Below are 17,790 nucleotides of genomic sequence, written 5' to 3' on the forward strand. Positions count from 1 at the left end.
GCGCCGGGAACCCGTTCCATGCAAGGGTTGCCGCCGTGGTGTCGGCGTATGTCGGGATGTATCCAGCGCGCCCGCACGTGCCGGTGCCATCGTACAGTCAAACCTGCCTGGCTGAGGGCGCCAGGCGGGGGTCGGCCCTGGCGGGGTCCGACCCCGTTTTTTTGCCCGGGGCATGGGTAGCGCCGGGCCATGACCGGCGGATCAATACCGGTAGTTCACCTTCATCCACAGGCTGCGCCCGGGCTCGTTGATGCGTACCGGATCGGCCGGGAAACCGAAGTCGGCGCTGCCGGCCAGGTTCAGGTGTTCGCTGTAGGCGCGATCAAACAGATTGTCCACGCCGGCACTGAGCTGCAGTTGCGTGCTGAAGCGATAGGCCGCATTGAGCGCGAAGGTGGCAAAGCCCGCGCTGGGGCCCAGATCCTGCGCCACCACATTGCCCTGCCCTGTCGCCACCCGGTGCTGGGCGGTGACCGCACGCAGCAGGGCGCCCGCGCTCCAGCGCTGGCCCTGCCAGTCGGCGCTCAGGCGCGCTTCCAGCGGCGGCATCTGCGGCAGCGGGCGGTGTGCATCGCGGTTCTCGCCCCAGGCATACGCCAGGGTACTACCCAACGACCACTGCTCGTCCAACTGCAGTTTCAGCCCGGCTTCGGCACCGGCAATGCGTGCGTCGATGTTGTCGGCCTGGCTGCTGCTGCCCATCATGCCGCCACTGCGGTAGGTGAACAGGATGTAGTCCTGGATCTGCCCGGCGTAGGCCGACACCCAGGCCTGCACCCGCGGCCCGTTGTACTGCAGGCCCACGTCGAGCTGAGTGGTGCGTTCGGGCTGGATGCCAGCGAAGGCATTCACGCTGCCGGCCGGCCCGGCATCGGGCGAGAACAGCTCCCAGTAGTCCGGCATGCGCTCGCTGTGGCCGAGGCCCGCGTAGGCGGTCAGGCCCTGGGCCAGGTCCTGTTCGTAGCGCAGGAAGCCGCTGCCCAGCCACTGCCGGCGTTGCTGCCCGGCCGTGGGGTTGGGCATGTCCATCATCATGCCGCTGATCTGCGCGCGCGTATCGCGCACGCGCGCACGGTCGATGCGCAGGCCGCTGATCCAGCGCTGCGCGGTGTCGGCGCCCAGGGTCAGTTCGGTGAACACGCCCTGCCGCTCGAAGTCGGCATCACGGCTCCAGGCCGCGTTCTGGTAGGTGTTGCGGCCCATGCCCACGCGGCCGCGGTGGCGGCTGTCTTCGGCATCCACGCCGGCCACCAGCTGCACGTCCTGCCAGCGCCATTCGGAACTGATGCGCCCACCCTGGGTACGCCGGTCGACATTGGAGGCCATCGGCATGGGCATGCTGCTGTGCGGATTGGGCGTGCGCAGCGTGTAGTTGTCCATCACGTGGTCGGCTTCGTTGTAGTACACGTTGGCCTGCAACGTGTCCCACGCGCCGGGCAGGTTGCGCTTCTCGAAGCGCGCACCGAAGGTGGTGCGTTCGAAGGCAGCACCGTCCATGCCACGACCGGCATAGCGCGCGATGGCATCGCCGGCACCGGCGGACACTTCCAGCAGCGTATCGGCATCGGGCGTCCAGCCCAGCGCCACATCGCCGTTCCACTTGCGCCATTTCGAGGGCACGACATCGCCATGACCGTCCTTGTAGTCGTCCGCTTCTGAACGGTTGCCGCTGGCGCGCACATAGCCGCTGGGATTGCCCACGGTCAGGTCCAGCACCTGGTCGTTGCGGTTGCGCGAGCCGACCAGCGCACTGGCATCGGCGCGCAGGCCCGGCGCCTCGAAGCGCGGCGTATCACGTTCGAAACGGATGGTGCCGGCCGAGGCACCCGCGCCCCAGCGCACGCTCTGCGGGCCCTTGATGATGGTCAGCCGGTCGAAGCTTTCCGGCGCGATGTAGGACAGCGGATTGTCCATGCGCGAGGGGCACGCGCCGATCAGGTTGCCATCGTTGCTGAGGATGTTCAGGCGCGACCCGAACATGCCGCGCAGCACCGGGTCGCCATTGGTGCCGCCGTTGCGGATGGCGGAGAAACCAGGAACGGTCTTCAGGTAATCGGCGCCATCACTGGCCGGCACCGGCTGCCGCGGCAGCCGCGGATCGGTCACCCAGTGCAGTGGCGAAGACGGGGCGGCGGCAGTCACCACCAAGGTATCGAGGGTGCGCGCTTCATCAGCGGGCGCGGCATGGGCCAGCGAAGCGGCCACGGCGAGGCCGAGGGCAACCGGCAGGCGCGCGGACGCGCCCGCGGGGCGGGACAGGTTTTTCATGCAGACAACTCCAGGGTACGCACGCGCGCACGGCGCCCGGTCAGGCGTCGTGCGGCGGATTGAATGGGAACTCAGCGGACGATGGAACGCAGCGGTGGGCCACGCGCGGCATGCGCGGGCCAGTGTTGGGGGGGCAGCAGGGGCAGCAGCGGCGCGAACAGCACGCGCGGCCGCCACAGCAGTGGCACCAGCAGCAGCGCCACGGCCAGCCACGGCAGCAGGCGCATGGCCAGCACGCAGTACTCGCAGGCCTCGCCGTGCATGGCATGCGGATCGGCAGGCGGGGTTGAATCCGGTTGCGCATGCAGCGCGCCGTGTTCTTCAGCCAGGCTGCCGTGATGCATATGGGCATGCATGGCCGGCGACATCTGATCCATCTGCGCATGCGCAGGCGCATGATGCTCAGGCGCCTGCAGCGCGCGGCTGACCAGCGGCGCAAGCACCATCAGCAGCGTTGCCACGAAGGCAAGCTGCAGCAGGAGGCGTTGCGGGCGCGACAAGCGGTTCACCGCGCTAGTGTAGAGCCCGGTCCAGGGTTGGCCGTGCGACGAACCGTCGCAGGTGTTGGGGGTTTTTCGGCAGGGCTGCGCCCTGCACCCGCTCAATGCAACGTCAACGTCAACGTCAACGTCAAAAGCGTGCATTCCGTGGGATGGCGGGGTGGGTCCGGTTGCGGGGGACGCCGTAAACCCCCAGTCCGGCCCAGCCGCTGGCGGCTGTGCGTTCGGGCGCTTGCGAAGCAGTGCTTCGCAAGCAAAGCGCCCTCACCCATGGGGGCTTAGCCGCGCCATCCATGGCGCGGATACCCCCGCAACCGGACCCACCCCGCCTTCGACAGTTGGCCGCGATCTGGCGGAACGGCACGGCGCTCTGCCCCGGTAGGTGTCGACCTTGGTCGACACGGATGAATCCATTCGATATCTGACAGATGTGTCGACCAAGGTCGACACCTACCAGAGCAAGATGCGGTTCCGGCAGATCGTGGGGGACTGTCAGAGGTGGGGCGGTGTGGGTGGGCGGGACCGCAGGCGCCATGGATGGCGCCTACGAGCCTACAGGGACGTACTTGCGGCGTGTCCTGACCACCCACACCGCCCCGCCATCCCACGGAATGCCGCTTTTGACGTTGAAGTTGACGTTGACGTTGAGCGGGTGCAGGGCGCAGCCCTGCAACGCCCCTCCCCTTAGACCGTGATGGTCTGGGTCAGCGATTCCCAGGTGGGCGGCTGCGGCCACGCGGCGGCCTGGTTGCCGTCCAGCACCCGGCGCAGGTCGCGCGGATCGATCTGCGGGGCCAGCACGTGTACCAGTTCCAACGCGTAATCGCGCAGCACGCGATCGCGCGGCAGCACCGCCCACGCAATGCATTCGGTGATCGGCTCCGGCGCCGGCCACGACTTCAGATCTTCGTCGTAGGCACTGACCGCCATCTCCGCCAGCAAGCCCACGCCCAGACCGGTGCGCACATAGGTCTTGATCAGGTCCGCATCCAGCGCCGTCAGTGCCAGATCGGGCACCAGCCCCTGCGCGGCGAACGCACGCTGCAGCGACGAATTCGGGCGCGTGGACGATTCGTAGCTGATCAACGGCTGGCGCGCCAACGCGGCCAGGTCCGGCGCGCGGCCGGCGCGATCCAGCGGGTGGCCCTTGGGCACCACCACCAGCCGGCGCCAGCGGAACAACGGCACGGCAATGCCGTCGGTTGGTTCGCTGCCGGCGGTACTGATGATGGCGATATCGGCATCGCCCTGGTTGAGCCGGTCCAGCGCGTCCGCCTCGCCGGCCTGCTGCAGATGCACGCTTACCTGCGGGTACGCCTGTTTGATCGCCGCCACCGCCGGCGGCAGCACGAAGCGCGCCTGGGTGTGGGTGGTGGTCAGGATCAGCTGGCCCTGGCTTTCGCGGCGCTGGTTGGCGGCATAGGTGCGGATGTTGTTGGCCTCGGCCAGCACCGCGCGGGCGCGGGTGATGACCTCGGTTCCGGCCGGGGTGACCGATTCCAGGCTACGCCCCTTGCGCACGAACAACAGGAAACCCAGCTCGTCCTCCAGCTGCTTGAGCTGCTTGGACAGACCGGGCTGGGTGGCGTGCACGCGCGAGGCGGCGAGCGTGATGTTCAGCTCGGCATCGGCGATGGCGACCAGGTAGCGCAGCTGGGTGAGCGTCATGGCGGGCAGGCGGCGGGGGCGGAGGTCCACTCTAGGGTCAATTCCCGTCACCAGCTTATAACCAAAGGTTGTTTAAGAAAGGTATCTGGTCATTTCCGGGTGTCATATGCCGGCGCTACGGTCAGCCGGCAGCCGCTGGCCTGGACGGCCAGCCCTCCCCTCTTCCGCCCGCCGCAGCCCGGCGCGGCCTGCTTCTGGAGCGCTTCCATGGCCCTGTACGACTCCATCCTGGACACCATCGGCAATACCCCCATCGTCAAGCTGCAGCGCCTGGCGCCGCAGGGCGTGACCCTGTACGCCAAGGTCGAATCATTCAATCCGGGCGGTTCGGTGAAGGACCGCCTGGCCCTGGCCATCATCCTGGACGCCGAAGCGCGCGGCCTGCTCAAGCCCGGCGACACCATCGTGGAGGCCACATCGGGCAATACCGGCGTGGCCCTGGCCATGGTCGCCGCCGCCCGCGGCTACAAGTTCGTGGCCACCATGGTGGAAACCTTCTCCATCGAGCGCCGCAAGCTGATGCGTGCCTACGGTGCCAAGGTGATCCTGACCCCGGCCGCCGAACGCGGCAGCGGCATGGTGCGCAAGGCGCGCGAGCTGGCCGAACAGCATGGCTGGTTCCTGGCCAGCCAGTTCGCCAACCCGGCCAACCCGGCCTACCACCGCAACACCACTGCGGCCGAGATCCTGCGCGACTTCGCTGGCAAGCGCCTGGATTACTTCGTGAGCGGCTGGGGCACCGGCGGCACGCTCACCGGTGTGGGCGAAGTGCTGAAGGTGGCACGCCCGCAGACGCGCATCGTGGCCACCGAACCGGCCGGCGCCGCGTTGCTGAAGGGCGATGACTGGAAGCCGCACAAGATCCAGGGCTGGACCCCGGATTTCGTGCCCGATGTGTTGAACCGCGACGTGGTGGATGAACTGCTGACCGTGGAAGACGAACGCGCCATTGCCACCGCGCGCCGCCTGGCCGCCGAGGAAGGTCTGTTCGTGGGCATCTCGGCCGGCGCCACCGTGGCCAGCGCGCTGGATGTGGCCAGCCGTGCCGAGGCGGGCTCGGTCATCCTGGCGATGCTGCCCGATACCGGTGAACGCTACTTCTCCACGCCGCTGTTTGCCGATGTGAACGAAGGCTCCGACGACGACTGGCTGGCCGGCCTGCCGTAAGCGGTGCGGGGTCGGATCTCTTTCCCGCAGGGAAAGGGCTCTGACCCCACCGACGTGGCGCAATGACGGGGGTCAGAGCCTTTTCCATGCGGAAAAGGATCTGACCCCTTTCTACTGCCGTAACCACACACGGGGTCGGATCCCTTTCCCGCAGGGAAAGGGCTCTGACCCCACCGGCGTGGCGCAATGACGGGGGGCCGAGCCTTTTCCATGCGGAAAAGGATCTGACCCCTTTCTACTGCCGTAACCACACACGGGGTCGGATCCCTTTCCCGCAGGGAAAGGGCTCTGACCCCACCGACGTGGCGCAATGACGGGGGTCAGAGCCTTTTCCATGCGGAAAAGGATCCGACCCCTTTCTACTGCCGTAACCACGCACGGGGTCGGATCCCTTTCCCGCAGGGAAAGGGCTCTGACCCCACCGGTGTGGCGCAATGACAGGGGTCAGAGCCTTTTCCATGCGGAAAAGGATCTGACCCCTTTCTGCTTCAGTAACCACGCACGGGGTCGGATCCCTTTCCCGCAGGGAAAGGGCTCTGACCCCACCGGCGTGGCGCAATGACGGGGGTCCGAGCCTTTTCCATGCGGAAAAGGATCTGACCCCTTTCTGCTTCAGTAACCACGCACGGGGTCGGATCCCTTTCCCGCAGGGAAAGGGCTCTGACCCCACCGACGTGGCGCAATGATGGGGGGCAGCGCCTTTTCCATGCGGAAAAGGATCTGACCCCTTTCTGCTTCAGCCTGCGTGAAGGTAATTGCCGCCATCGTGCGTGAAGACCGGATCGCAGGTTGTGAGACGGTCATGACGCAGCATCCATGCCCTGTGCCCTACCGTGGGTACAGCCAGCGCGGAGGATGCGCGGAACAACCGACAGGCAGGAGACGGACGCATGAAGATCGAAGTGTGGCAGGGCGACATCACGACCCTGGCGGTGGATGCGATCGTCAACGCGGCCAATGAATCGTTGCTGGGCGGCGGTGGCGTGGATGGTGCGATCCACCGCGCGGCAGGCCCTGGCCTGCTGCAGGAATGCGAGCAGCTGCCGCAGCTGCGACCCGGCGTGCGCTGCCCCACCGGCGAAGTGCGCGCCACCGCCGGCCATGCACTACCGGCCAAGCATGTGCTGCACACCGTGGGCCCGGTCTGGCACGACGGCCAGCGCGACGAACCGGCGCTGCTGGCCAACTGCTATTGGAAATCGCTGCAGATGGCCGAAGCGCTGGGCGTACAGTCCATTGCATTTCCCGCCATCAGCTGCGGCGTGTACGGCTACCCGCTATACCAGGCCGCGCAGGTGGCCGTGACTGAAACGCTGGCGTGGCAGCGCAGCCACGCGCAGCCGATGCGCATCGTGCTGGTGGCCTTCAACACGGCCACCGCCAAGGCCTACCAGCAGGCGCTGGCCGCCGCGGGCCAGGCGGTGGAGGCCGAGCGTATCCTGCCGCTACCGCCGGTGGGTGATGCCGGTTTCGCGGCCGCGCACTGAGCGCGATCAGCGCACTTTGATTTCCACCAGGCCGCTGGTTTCGCTCAGGTTGCTCACGTCCACCGTGTAGTGGCCGGCCGGCAGGGTTTCCTGCAGGTGCGCGTCGGTTCCATTGCCACCGTCGTCATCGCTGCGCTCGATCTCGCCACCGACCAGGCGCAGCACGGTGTCGACCTGGCTGGACAGCGCATCGAGCTGCACCTCGGCCGGTTCGTCCAGGGTCAGCAGGAAACGGCGGCGGCCTTCGCCTTCCAGCAGCGTGTAGACGCTGCCGTTGCGGGGCAGCGCAGTGCCATCGGTATCGACCAGGTTGTCCGGCATGGCGCTGCGCGCGGCCTCCAGGCTGAAGGCGCCCTGGTCGCCGTCGCCCAGCCCGCGCACGGTAAGCGTGTACTCGCCGGGCTGCAGCGGCAGGGTGATGCGCGAATCGGTGCCTTCGCCGCCGTCATCGTTTTCGCTTTCCTGGCCATTGCCCTTCAGCGACAACAGGGTATCGAAGGCGTCCGAACGCAGCTGGATCTCGTACAGGCCCGGGCTGTCCACCTTCAGCGTGTAGTCCTGTGTTTCGTCCAGCAGCAGGTCGTTGATGCGGCCGGCGCCGACGATCGGCGTGCCGTCATAGGGCTGCAGGGTTTCGGCGCGCAGCCGGAACGGCCCGAACGCATCGGGACCTTCGGCGTTCACCGCCACCTGGTAGGTGCCGCTGCCGTCGGCGCGGAACGCCACCGAGACTTCGTCGCCACTTTCATAGCCGCTGCGGCTGCTGGCCACCAGGGTGCCGTTGTCGAACACGCTGATGGAGCCGTTGAGCGTGCCGGTCAGCTTGATGCCGACCCGCTGCTTGTCCTGCAGGGCCAGCGCGTAGACCTGGTAGTGGCTGCCATCGTTGTAGTTGAGTGCGCTGCGTGCGGTGATTTCACCGGACAGCGGCTTGTCCAGCGCCAGCGGCGGGGCTTTGCCGGCCTCTGCACTGCTGCCGGGAAGACGATTGCAACCGGCCACGGCCACGACGGTGGCAATGGCGATCACGATGGCGGCCTTGCGCATGTGCTGCTGCTCCTTTCCCTGGAAACCGGGGTACCGGCACGGCACCCGCTGCAGCGCAACGATACCCGCAAATGAAGACGCCGGCACAGGGCCGGCGTCCATTACTGCTCAGGCGGTGGCACGGCTCAGCCGTTCCACTTGCCCAGGGCGGCCAGGCCGTTGTCCTTGGCGCGCTCGTACACGGTCTTCTGTGCAGCGGCGTAGTTGCCCTTCATGTCCTTGGCCCACAGCTTCAGCGCGGCCTGCTGCATGGCACGGCCGTAGGAGAAGCTGAGCGGCCACGGCAGGTTGCCCAGCTGGTTCATCGCGTTCAGATGCTCGGTGGACTGCTCGTCGCTCTGGCCACCGGACAGGAACACCACGCCCGGCAGGATGGCCGGCACGGTGCTCTTCAGGCACATCACGGTCGATTCGGCCACTTCTTCCACGTCGGCCTGCTCGTCGCAGCCCTTGCCCGAGATGACCATCGACGCCTTCAGGATGGTGCCTTCCAGCAGCACGTTCTGCTGGTACAGCGCATCGAACAGCGAACGCAGGGTGGCTTCGGTCACTTCGTAGCAGGTTTCGATGTCATGGTCGCCGTCCATGATCACTTCCGGCTCGACCATCGGCACCAGGCCGCATTCCTGGCACAGGGCTGCGTAACGGGCCAGCGCGTGGGCGTTGGATTCGATGCAGGTGCCCGACGGGGTGTTGTCACCGATGTTGATGACCGCGCGCCACTTGGCGAAGCGGGCACCCAGCTTGTAGTACTCCTGCAGGCGCTCGCGCAGGCCGTCCAGGCCTTCGGTGACCAGCTCGCCCGGGCAGCCGGCCAGCGGGTGCGCACCCTTGTCCACCTTGATGCCCGGAATCATGCCGTGGTCGGCCATGTACTTGGCGAACGGCACGCCGTCCTTGGTGGCCTGGCGGATGGTTTCGTCGTACAGGATGGCGCCGGAAATGTGCTCGTTGAGCTTCGGCGTGGTCAGCAGCAGCTCGCGGTAGGCGCGACGGTTTTCCTCGGTGTTCTCGATACCGACGCCGGCGAAACGCTTGGCGATGGTAGCGGTGGATTCGTCGATCGCGATGATGCCCTTGCCCGGGGCGACCATGGCCTGGGCGGTTTCGGCCAGCTGTTCGATGCTCATGTATTTCCTGTGGCGGGTGCGGGAAAAACGCAATTATAGCCCCGCCACCCGTTGCCCCGACGTGGAGGACAGGTTGGAAACGATTCCAGATGTGCGCAGGACAATTTCTGTCCTGCGACCTCGGGGCAGAGCGGGGTCAGAGCCCCTGCGGGGATCTGACCCTGTGTGGCGTGGCCCGGCGGCTGCGCTTACAGATCGCCCAGACCGCTGGCGCGGCCGTCTTCGCCCACTTCCAGCAGACGCAGGGTGTTGGTGGCACCCAGGGTTTCCATGTGCTCGCCACTGGTGAACACGACACGATCACCGGCCTGCAGCAGTTCCGATTCCACCAGCAGGCGGATGCTGCCACGTGCAGCTTCGCGCGGGGTCAGGCCGCGGCTGTCGAAGTTGATCGGGTAGACATCGCGCATCAGCGCCATCTGGCGGCGGGCGCCGTCGTGGCGGGTGACCGCGAACACCGGCGCCTTGGCGCGGAAACGCGACAGGTAACGGGCGGTACCACCGGATTCGGTCATCGCCACGATGGCGCGCACGCCCACGTGCTGGGACAGGAACATGGTGGCCATGGCGATGGCCTGGTCGGCACGTTCCAGGTTGCGCGGCGAGGCATTGAAGTCGGTTTCGGTCTGGAACTGGCGTTCGGCACCCAGGCAGATGCGCGCCATGGCCTCCACGGCCTTCACCGGGTAGGCACCGGCGGCGGTTTCGGCCGACAGCATTACCGCATCGGTACCGTCGATGACCGAGTTGGCCACGTCCAGCACTTCGGCGCGGGTCGGAATGGGGCTTTCCACCATCGACTGCAGCATCTGCGTGGCGGTGATCACCACCTTGTTCTGCGCCAGCGAGGCCTTGATGATCTTCTTCTGCAGGCCCGGCAGTTCGGCATCGCCGATTTCCACGCCCAGGTCGCCACGGGCCACCATCACCACATCGCTGGCCTCGACGATTTCTTCCAGGTTCTCGATGGCTTCGGTGCGCTCGATCTTCGACACCAGGGCAGCATCGCAGCCGTGCGAACGGGCGATGTCACGCGCGTCGTTCATGTCCTGCGCGTTGCGGCAGAACGAGACCGCGATGAAATCCACGCCGATCTTGGCAACGATGCCGATCAGTTCCTTGTCGCGCTCGGTCAGCGCGCCCAGCGACAGGCCACCGCCCTGCTTGTTCAGACCCTTGCGGTCGGACAGGGCGCCGTCGTTGAGCACGGTGTTGATGATGCGCTCGCCCTGCACTTCCACCACCTGCAGCTGCATCAGGCCGTCATCGAGCAGCAGCACGTCGCCGGGGCCCACGTCCTGCGGCAGGCCCAGGTAGCTCACGCCCACCTGGCTGGCATCGCCGGGGCCGGCGTTTTCATTGGCGATCAGGTCGAAACGGTCACCGGCCTTCAGGAAGACCTTGCCTTCGGCGAAACGCTCGATACGGATCTTCGGGCCCGGCAGGTCGGCCAGGATGCCTACTTCCACGCCCACGCGGGCGGCGGCGGCGCGCACGTCGGCGGCGCGCTTGGCCTGGCCGGACGGGTCACCGTGGCTGAAGTTGAGGCGCACCACGTTCACGCCGGCGCGGAACAGATCCTCCAGCACGCCCGGCGGGTCGGTCGCCGGACCGAGGGTGGCAAGGATCTTGGTGCGACGCTGACGCTCGAACATGGTGAATGGGCCTCTCCCGTGAAAGGGGGGAAATTAGCACATCCTTCACGCCCCATGTATACGGTTACACCCTTGTGGCGCCTGACTCTTCGGGACATGGAGCGGACATGCTCCGGACAGGGGGGCGGATGTAATCGGTTCCCGCGCTTGTACTCGCCCGGCCAGCGGGGTCAGAGCCCTCTCCCTTGGAGAGGGGTCAGACCCCTCGCGGTCATCGGGGTCAGAGCCCTCTCCGCTGGAGAGGGATCCGACCCCTGGGTGGGTCAGGCCAGCAGGGTGAGCAGCTGCGCCGGTTCGCGGGCCAGATGGCCGGCGCCGGCCTCGGTCAGCTCGGCTTCGCCGCCAAACCCCCACAGCACGCCCACGTTGCGCACGCCATGGAAGCGCGCGCCTTCGATATCCATGCGGCGGTCGCCGATCATCCAGCACTGTGCCGGGTCCAGCTGCAGCCGCTGCAGCGCCTCGCCCACCAGTTGCGGCTTGCTGCTGCGCGAGCCATCGGGGGTAGAGCCGATCACATCGTCGAACAGGTGGCCAAACGGCAGATGTTCGGCGATACGGCGGGCATGTACCTCGTTCTTGGCGGTCACCACGGCCAGGCGATGGCCCCGCGCATGCAGCGCACGCACGGTGTCTTCGATGTCCGGATAGACCGTGTGCTCACGCCAGCCCTGCACATCGAAGCGCTCGCGGTACAGCGCCACCGCCTGCTCCACCCGCTGCGCGTCGCCGAACAGCGGGGTGAAGGTGGTGCGCAGCGATGGGCCAATCCATCCCAGCAGGGTTTCCTGCGGCGGTACCGGCTGGTCCATCTTCTGCAGCGCATAGGCAATACAGGTGGTGATGCCCACTTCCGAATCGATGAGCGTGCCATCCATGTCGAAGAAGAGCGTGGCACGCCCTTCCTCGATCTGTTGCGGCTGGACCGACATCAGTTGCCGCGCGCAGCCAGGGCGGCCACGGCAGGCAGGGTCTTGCCTTCCAGGAATTCCAGGAACGCACCGCCGCCGGTCGAGATGTAGCTGACATCGCCGGCGATATCGAACTTGTCCACTGCCGCCAGGGTGTCACCACCACCGGCGATGGAGAACGCCTTGGAGCGGGCGATGGCGCGGGCCAGTGCTTCGGTGCCCTTGCTGAAGGCTTCGAATTCGAACACACCCACCGGGCCGTTCCAGACCACGGTGCCGGCCTGCTCGATCAGCTGCGCGTACTGCGCGGCCGTCTGCGGGCCGATGTCCAGGATCAGATCGTCTTCGGCCACGGCATCGACGGCCTTCACTTCCGCCGCGGCGTCGGGCAGGAACTGCTTGGCGGTGACCACGTCCACCGGCAGCGGAATGGCTGCGCCACGGGCCTGCGCGTCGGCCACGATCTTCCTGGCGGTATCCAGCAGGTCCGGTTCGTACAGCGACTTGCCGACCTTGTGGCCGGCCGCGGCGATGAAGGTGTTGGCGATGCCGCCGCCCACGATCAGCTGGTCCACCTTGTTGACCAGGTTGGCCAGCAGTTCCAGCTTGGTGCTGACCTTGCTGCCAGCCACGATGGCCAGCAGCGGCTTGGCCGGGGCATCCAGCGCCTTGGCCAGTGCGTCCAGTTCGGCCATCAGCAGCGGACCGCCGGCGGCCACCGGGGCGAAGCGGATCACGCCGTGGGTGGAGGCCTGCGCGCGGTGCGCGGTACCAAAGGCATCCATCACGAACACATCGCACAGGGCGGCATACTGCTTGGACAGGGTTTCGTCATCCTTGCCCTCGCCGACGTTCATGCGGCAGTTTTCCAGCAGCACCAGCTGGCCCGGCTGCACGTCCACGCCGTCCACCCAGTCGCGCACCAGCGGCACTTCACGGCCCAGCAGTTCGGACAGGCGCGCAGCAACCGGTGCCAGCGAATCGGCTTCGCTCCACACGCCTTCCTTCGGACGGCCCAGGTGCGAGGTGACCATCACGGCGGCGCCCTGTTCCAGCGCGCGCTTGAGCGTCGGCAGCGAGGCGGTGATGCGCTGTTCGGAGGTGATGCGGCCATTCTCGATCGGCACGTTCAGATCCTGGCGGATCAGCACGCGCTTGCCGGAGAGGTCGAGGTCGGTCATGCGGACGATGGACATGGGCAACTCTTTGGCTCAGGGACGGGATGCCGGTGTACGGCAGACGGCCATTGTATCGGGTGGTGGGGGGCCGATGCCTGCGGCAGGCAGAAGCGCACGGCAACAGCAACGGCCAGAGCCAGAGCCACAGCCAGAGCCGAAACGATGGCGCTTCCTGGTGCTGTGGGTGGGCCGGGGTGGTGTGGGCTGGCAGGGGACGCCGCAAGTACGTCCTTGTAGGCTTGGCCGCGGCATCCATGCCGCGGACACCCCTGCCAGCCCACACCGCCCCGGCCTCGACAGGTTCAGGGGCGGAGCGGACGGCAACGGCCGAAGCAAGAGCGGTCTGTGATGTCGGTTGGGAAGAAGGGGTCGGATCCGTTTTCCTGCGGAAAACGGATCCGACCCCGCAGCGAGCGCGCGCAGCGCGCGACCGGCTTTTGCTCTTCTTTTTTCTTTTCCGTGGGTGGCCGCCCCCGGAAACTGTCAGAGGCCGGGCGGGGTGGGGCCGCGGGGGTGTCCGCCGCATGGATGCGGCGGCCAAGCCTCCACGGACGGATTCACGGCGTCCCCCGCGGCCCCACCGCGCCCGGCCATGCGCGGCTTTTACCCGACCAACCGACCACCCACGAGGGGCTGCGCCGTTCGCAGGACACTACGCCGAAGGCGCGGGCTTCTGCTTCAGCAGGCTGATCGCCAGACCACCGACCACCAGCACGCCCAGCCCCAGCAATGCCCACAACAACCATGCCTTCCAGTCGCGCTGCGGCTGCAGTGCCGCATCACCGGCCAACACTTCCGGGCTGCCTTCGAAACGCGCCAGCGTGGGCTGCCATGCCGGGTCGTTGCGCTGCCGCAGTTCTTCGATCAACACGGTGATCGGCGCTTCGGCACGACGCGCCGTGGCGCTGCCCACCGCCAGCGCATACGGCGCAGCCCCCTGGCTCAGGAACACCATCACTTCGGGCTGGTAACCCAGGCGCAGCGTCGGCGTGCCGCCGGTCTGCGCGGGGTCGGCTACCAGCTTCCAGTAGCGATCGCGCCAGGTGCCCGCCAGCGGCTGCGAGGCCGACTGCTGGCGCTGCCCCGCCGCGCCCTGCTGCAACTGGTAGGCGATCCACGGCGCGCTGCGCCTCTGCCACTCGGCATCGGCATCATCGCGGCTGTACAGGGTCCACTGCACCAGGCTGTTGCCGGTGCTGGCCACATCGGCGCGCGACACCGGGAAACGTCCATCCAGTTCAAAGGTGAATTCGCCCTTGCCCTGCGTGCGCGGCTGCAGCGGCACCCATTCCCAGGGCACGGTGGCCGGTGCCGGCGGCAGTTCGGCTAGGACGCTGCGCAGCGCCGGCAGTGCGGCACTGCCCTGCGGCAGGATGCGCAGGTAGCGGGTGGTGCCATCGATCTGCAGGCGACGCTGCAACAGACGCTTGCCGGCGCGTTGCAGGTCCACCAGCGGCACGTCACGGGCGACCGCGCGCCAGTGCTGCAGATCGTCGCTGGCATCGACCTGCACCTGCGCCTGCAGCGGCTGCCCGCTGTCGGCCCAGTCCAGCACCAGCGCCGCCAGCGGCTGCTGGCCCAGCACGCTGGCATCGACCAGCCAGCCGCCCTGCCCGCTTGCGACTGCGCCGGCGCCCACGCGCGCTTCCACCCGACGCACGCGGCCATCGGTGTCGCGCTCGGTCAGCAGCTGCAGATCGTTGCGCTGTGCATCGGCCAGCGGCGGCAGCGTGAACCAGGGCAGTTCGCGCTGCACCGGTGCCTGCGCCAGTGGCTGGTCTGGCGCCAGCAGCGCCGACGGCAGGGCCTGCCCGGCCGCGTTGAACACCTGCAGGTCGGCCAGGTCGGCCGTTCCTGCGCGGCGGTAGATGGCCGGTTCCAGCACCACCCGATACGCACCGGACTGCGCGCTGGACAGGCTCAACGGCCATTGTTCGGCGTAGTGCTGGCGGTAATCGGTTGCCTGTGCGGCAACGCTGCCGGTGACGGCCATCAGCAGCGGCAGGACCACCGCGCTCCAGGTTTTCATGCGTTTTTCTCCACGGTTGGCGCCGCCGGCGGGGCCGGCGCCAGATAGCCCACGACCGTGCACAGCAGGCCGTAGGCAATGAACGATGCGATGCCCAGCAGGTTGCCCAGGTGCTGGCGGTCGATCAGCACCAGCTTGGCCAGCACCACGCCCATCAGCACCGCGCCCACCATCCACAGCACGCGCTGGCCGCGCTTGGAGCCCCACACCCAGGCGATCACGCCCAGCACGCTCCACAGCACGGTCAGGCTGGTCTGGGCCAGGCTGGAACGGGCCATGCCGGCGTTCCACGGCAGGCCGCCCCAGTGATGCACGGCGTGCAGCACGGTGCTGGTAAGCGTGACGAAGCCGACCACGGCCAGCAGCGGAACCCGCAGTCTGCGCAGTTCCATCGGCCCTTCGGCGCTGTACAGCCAGTAAGCCCCCAGCAGCAGTGCCAGCCATTGGGTCAGCTCGGCCGGGTTCAGCACGGGCAGCCAGGCCAACGGCGCCGCGTCGCCCGGTTGCAGCAGTGCGGCCAACCAAGCCAGGGCCAGTGCTGCGAACAGCGTGGTCTGCAACGGCGCGCGTGCGGCCGCAAAGCGCTCGCCCAGCGGCCAGCTCACCGCGTTCCAGCGCCACAGCGACAGCGCCGCCAGCAGCAGCCACGGCAGGGTGACCAGCAAGGTGGTCCAGCCCTGCGCCAGCGCGGCGGCATCGCCGCCCCACAGGGCCAGCAGTGACAACAGGCAGGGCCACAGCAGCAGCCACAGGAACTGCGCGATGCTGGCCACCCAGCCGTTGCTGCGGCGCAGGCACAGCAGGGTACGCACGCCCAGCACCGCAAACACCGCCCAGGCCAGCGCACCGTAACCGGCAAACGGCTGCGGATGGGCCTCGTTCTGCCACAGCGCCACCGGGAAGGCCAACGCCAGCATGCCCAGCGCGGTCAGCCCCAGCGCGCGCGCGGGGCGACGGTGCTGCAGTTCGGCGGCCAGCCAGCCGGTCACCGCCACCAGCACCAGCAACGCATCGGCCTGCGACAGCAGCGGCAGGAAGCGCGCGATGTCATGGGCGAACCCACCAAACCACCACAGCAGGCCCCACAGGTAATAGACCAGGGCCATGTCATGGCGGCTGCGCTGCTGGTAGCTCCATGCCGAGGCAAACCCGGCCAGCGCCAGCAGCAGCGCGCCAATGGCCGTGGGGTTCAACAGGAAGCGGCCATCGCCGTGCCAGTAATCGGCGCCCACCACGAAGGCGAAGGCCGCGCCCAGCTGCAGCAGCGCGCCGGCCACCTGCGGCAACCAACGCTGCTGGCGCAGGCCCAGCCAGGCCAGGCCCGCCCCTTCCAGCGCGAACACCGCGCCGGTGGCACGCGCCGACAGCGCCAGCGGCACCGCCAGCGTGGCAAAGCCCACCGCCAACACCGCGTGCGACTGCGCCAGCACCGTGTACGACGCCCGCGCCAGCAACGCGCGGGCCAGCACCGCATAGATCGCCGCCAGGCCCAGCGCACACAGGGCCAGGGTCATCGGCTGGGTGTGCAGCATGCCGGCCTGCAGCGAGAACGCTACCAGCGGCGTGCCGAACACCAGGCTGCCATCGACCAGGTCACGCCGCGCCGCCGGCTGGCGCCGCGCGTACAGCAGCGGAATCAGCAGGTAGAAGGCGAAGAACAGCAGCAGGAACGGTTCAGTACTGGCGAACTGCTCCGGCCGGTACTGCAGCACGCCCCAGAACGTGCCGATGCCGAAGGTGAAAGCGAAGCCGAGCAGGTTCAGTGCGCGCCAGGGACGGAACCAGGCAATGGCAAAGATGCCGGCATTGAGTACCGCGTAGTAGCTGAACAAGCCCACGTGGTTGCCGCTGCCGGTGGACAGCCACAGCGGCGCCATGAAGCCGGCCAGGATGCCCAGTACCGCCAGCGTGCGCGAATTCTGCAGCACGGCCAGCACGCACAGCCCGGCCACCAGGGCGATGGAGCTGCCGAAGGCAAACCCTGCGTTGAGCAGTTCATAGCGCTTGAATGCGGCGAACACGGTCAGCAGCAGTACGCCGATCGCCCCGCCCTGCAGTGCCAGCGCGAACATGCGCCGCCGTTCGCGCTGCTGCCAGCCAAAGCCCAGCAGGCCCAGCGCGGCCACGGTAATGCCGGCCAGGCGCAGTTCGATCGGCACCACCAGCCAGCCCTGGTCGCTGACGTACTTCAGCAGCGCGGCAACGCCGGCCAGCAGCACCAGCATGCCGATCTTGACCGGTACGTTGCCTTCGGTGAACCAGCGTTTGACGGCGGCGGCAGCGCGCTCGATGACGTTCGGCAGCGCAGGCTCGGCCGGCAGTGGCGGCAGCACGGGTTCAGGGGGCAGCGGCGGCGGCGGTGCGGGCCTGCGCGGCGGCGGCGCGGGCGCCGGCGCGGGTGCGGCCGTGGCAGCGACTTCAGCCGCCGCCTCGGGCACCGGCTCGGTCAGATCGGCCGCAGGTGCGCGCAGCGGCGCAGCGACGGGCGCGACCGCCGGCGGGGCCGCAGGCGACACGGCGGGCGCCGCGGCCACGGCCTGTTCCAGTGCCGCCACGCGGCGGCGCAGCCCGGCAATCATCACCAGGGCCACCACCAGCAGCAGCGGAACGGCCAGCAGGGCCAGTACCGCCAGAACAATCAAGGCTTCCATTGCGTGTCTTTCCTCCGCACCCGCGCCCCAACGGCAGCGGTCGACCCCGCCCATGCTACGGCATGCCCGGACCCCATAAACGACGAACCCCGGCCAGGC

The 17,790-nt window shown here is 68.0% G+C and carries 12 protein-coding genes; 2 read left to right on the forward strand and 10 right to left on the reverse strand.

Annotated features, from left to right (window positions below):
* Positions 1-201 precede the first annotated feature (201 nt).
* The 3 genes from C1931_RS15895 to C1931_RS15905 all read right to left on the reverse strand — a co-directional run bounded on the left by C1931_RS15895 (position 202) and on the right by C1931_RS15905 (position 4,436).
* On the reverse strand, positions 202-2,268 hold the full coding sequence (locus C1931_RS15895) for a TonB-dependent copper receptor (RefSeq protein ID WP_108757029.1): 2,067 nt from the start codon (positions 2,266-2,268) through the stop codon (positions 202-204).
* 71 nt (positions 2,269-2,339) lie between these two features.
* Positions 2,340-2,777: a DUF2946 family protein gene (locus C1931_RS15900; protein WP_108757030.1), complete on the reverse strand. Its 438-nt coding sequence runs from the start codon at positions 2,775-2,777 to the stop codon at positions 2,340-2,342.
* A gap of 675 nt (positions 2,778-3,452) precedes the next feature.
* A complete protein-coding gene (locus C1931_RS15905) occupies positions 3,453-4,436 on the reverse strand; it encodes a LysR family transcriptional regulator (protein ID WP_108751644.1) in 984 nt (327 codons plus the stop codon).
* Positions 4,437-4,643: 207 nt separating this feature from the next.
* On the opposite strand from C1931_RS15905, the gene cysK reads away from it, so the two are divergent.
* Together cysK and C1931_RS15915 are read left to right on the forward strand one after the other, a co-directional pair.
* Entirely contained in the window at positions 4,644-5,603 is a 960-nt protein-coding gene (cysK, locus tag C1931_RS15910; protein WP_108757031.1) for a cysteine synthase A, read from the forward strand.
* Positions 5,604-6,493: 890 nt separating this feature from the next.
* A complete protein-coding gene (locus C1931_RS15915; RefSeq protein WP_108757032.1) occupies positions 6,494-7,090 on the forward strand; it encodes an O-acetyl-ADP-ribose deacetylase in 597 nt (198 codons plus the stop codon).
* A gap of 6 nt (positions 7,091-7,096) precedes the next feature.
* Here the strand turns inward: C1931_RS15915 and C1931_RS15920 are convergent, their stop codons facing one another.
* The 7 genes from C1931_RS15920 to C1931_RS15950 form a co-directional block, all read right to left on the reverse strand.
* On the reverse strand, positions 7,097-8,137 hold the full coding sequence (locus tag C1931_RS15920; RefSeq protein ID WP_108757033.1) for an ABC transporter substrate-binding protein: 1,041 nt from the start codon (positions 8,135-8,137) through the stop codon (positions 7,097-7,099).
* 125 nt (positions 8,138-8,262) lie between these two features.
* A complete protein-coding gene (locus C1931_RS15925) occupies positions 8,263-9,267 on the reverse strand; it encodes a class I fructose-bisphosphate aldolase (protein ID WP_108753994.1) in 1,005 nt (334 codons plus the stop codon).
* A gap of 188 nt (positions 9,268-9,455) precedes the next feature.
* Positions 9,456-10,922: a pyruvate kinase gene (gene pyk / locus C1931_RS15930; RefSeq protein WP_108753995.1), complete on the reverse strand. Its 1,467-nt coding sequence runs from the start codon at positions 10,920-10,922 to the stop codon at positions 9,456-9,458.
* A gap of 263 nt (positions 10,923-11,185) precedes the next feature.
* Complete coding sequence (locus tag C1931_RS15935; protein WP_108753996.1) at positions 11,186-11,854, reverse strand: HAD hydrolase-like protein; 669 nt, start codon at positions 11,852-11,854, stop codon at positions 11,186-11,188.
* Positions 11,854-13,029: a phosphoglycerate kinase gene (locus C1931_RS15940; protein WP_108757034.1), complete on the reverse strand. Its 1,176-nt coding sequence runs from the start codon at positions 13,027-13,029 to the stop codon at positions 11,854-11,856. Before C1931_RS15940 ends, C1931_RS15935 begins: the two co-directional genes overlap by 1 nt.
* 634 nt (positions 13,030-13,663) lie before the next feature.
* Entirely contained in the window at positions 13,664-15,040 is a 1,377-nt protein-coding gene (locus C1931_RS15945; protein WP_108757035.1) for a DUF3999 domain-containing protein, read from the reverse strand.
* A complete protein-coding gene (locus tag C1931_RS15950; protein WP_108757036.1) occupies positions 15,037-17,691 on the reverse strand; it encodes a DUF2339 domain-containing protein in 2,655 nt (884 codons plus the stop codon). The genes C1931_RS15945 and C1931_RS15950 overlap by 4 nt, the downstream gene beginning before the upstream one ends.
* Positions 17,692-17,790 lie beyond the last annotated feature (99 nt).

It is taken from the genome of Stenotrophomonas sp. YAU14A_MKIMI4_1 (genome assembly GCF_003086855.1).
GTDB lineage: Bacteria > Pseudomonadota > Gammaproteobacteria > Xanthomonadales > Xanthomonadaceae > Stenotrophomonas.

Excerpts from the sequence above, each read along its gene's own strand:
- C1931_RS15895 (WP_108757029.1), bottom strand. The coding sequence starts at position 2,268 with ATGAAAAACCTGTCCCGCCCCGCGGGCGCGTCCGCGCGCCTGCCGGTT.
- C1931_RS15905 (WP_108751644.1), bottom strand. The coding sequence starts at position 4,436 with ATGACGCTCACCCAGCTGCGCTACCTGGTCGCCATCGCCGATGCCGAG.
- cysK (WP_108757031.1), top strand. The coding sequence starts at position 4,644 with ATGGCCCTGTACGACTCCATCCTGGACACCATCGGCAATACCCCCATC.
- C1931_RS15915 (WP_108757032.1), top strand. The coding sequence starts at position 6,494 with ATGAAGATCGAAGTGTGGCAGGGCGACATCACGACCCTGGCGGTGGAT.
- C1931_RS15920 (WP_108757033.1), bottom strand. The coding sequence starts at position 8,137 with ATGCGCAAGGCCGCCATCGTGATCGCCATTGCCACCGTCGTGGCCGTG.
- C1931_RS15925 (WP_108753994.1), bottom strand. The coding sequence starts at position 9,267 with ATGAGCATCGAACAGCTGGCCGAAACCGCCCAGGCCATGGTCGCCCCG.
- pyk (WP_108753995.1), bottom strand. The coding sequence starts at position 10,922 with ATGTTCGAGCGTCAGCGTCGCACCAAGATCCTTGCCACCCTCGGTCCG.
- C1931_RS15935 (WP_108753996.1), bottom strand. The coding sequence starts at position 11,854 with ATGTCGGTCCAGCCGCAACAGATCGAGGAAGGGCGTGCCACGCTCTTC.
- C1931_RS15940 (WP_108757034.1), bottom strand. The coding sequence starts at position 13,029 with ATGTCCATCGTCCGCATGACCGACCTCGACCTCTCCGGCAAGCGCGTG.
- C1931_RS15945 (WP_108757035.1), bottom strand. The coding sequence starts at position 15,040 with ATGAAAACCTGGAGCGCGGTGGTCCTGCCGCTGCTGATGGCCGTCACC.
- C1931_RS15950 (WP_108757036.1), bottom strand. The coding sequence starts at position 17,691 with ATGGAAGCCTTGATTGTTCTGGCGGTACTGGCCCTGCTGGCCGTTCCG.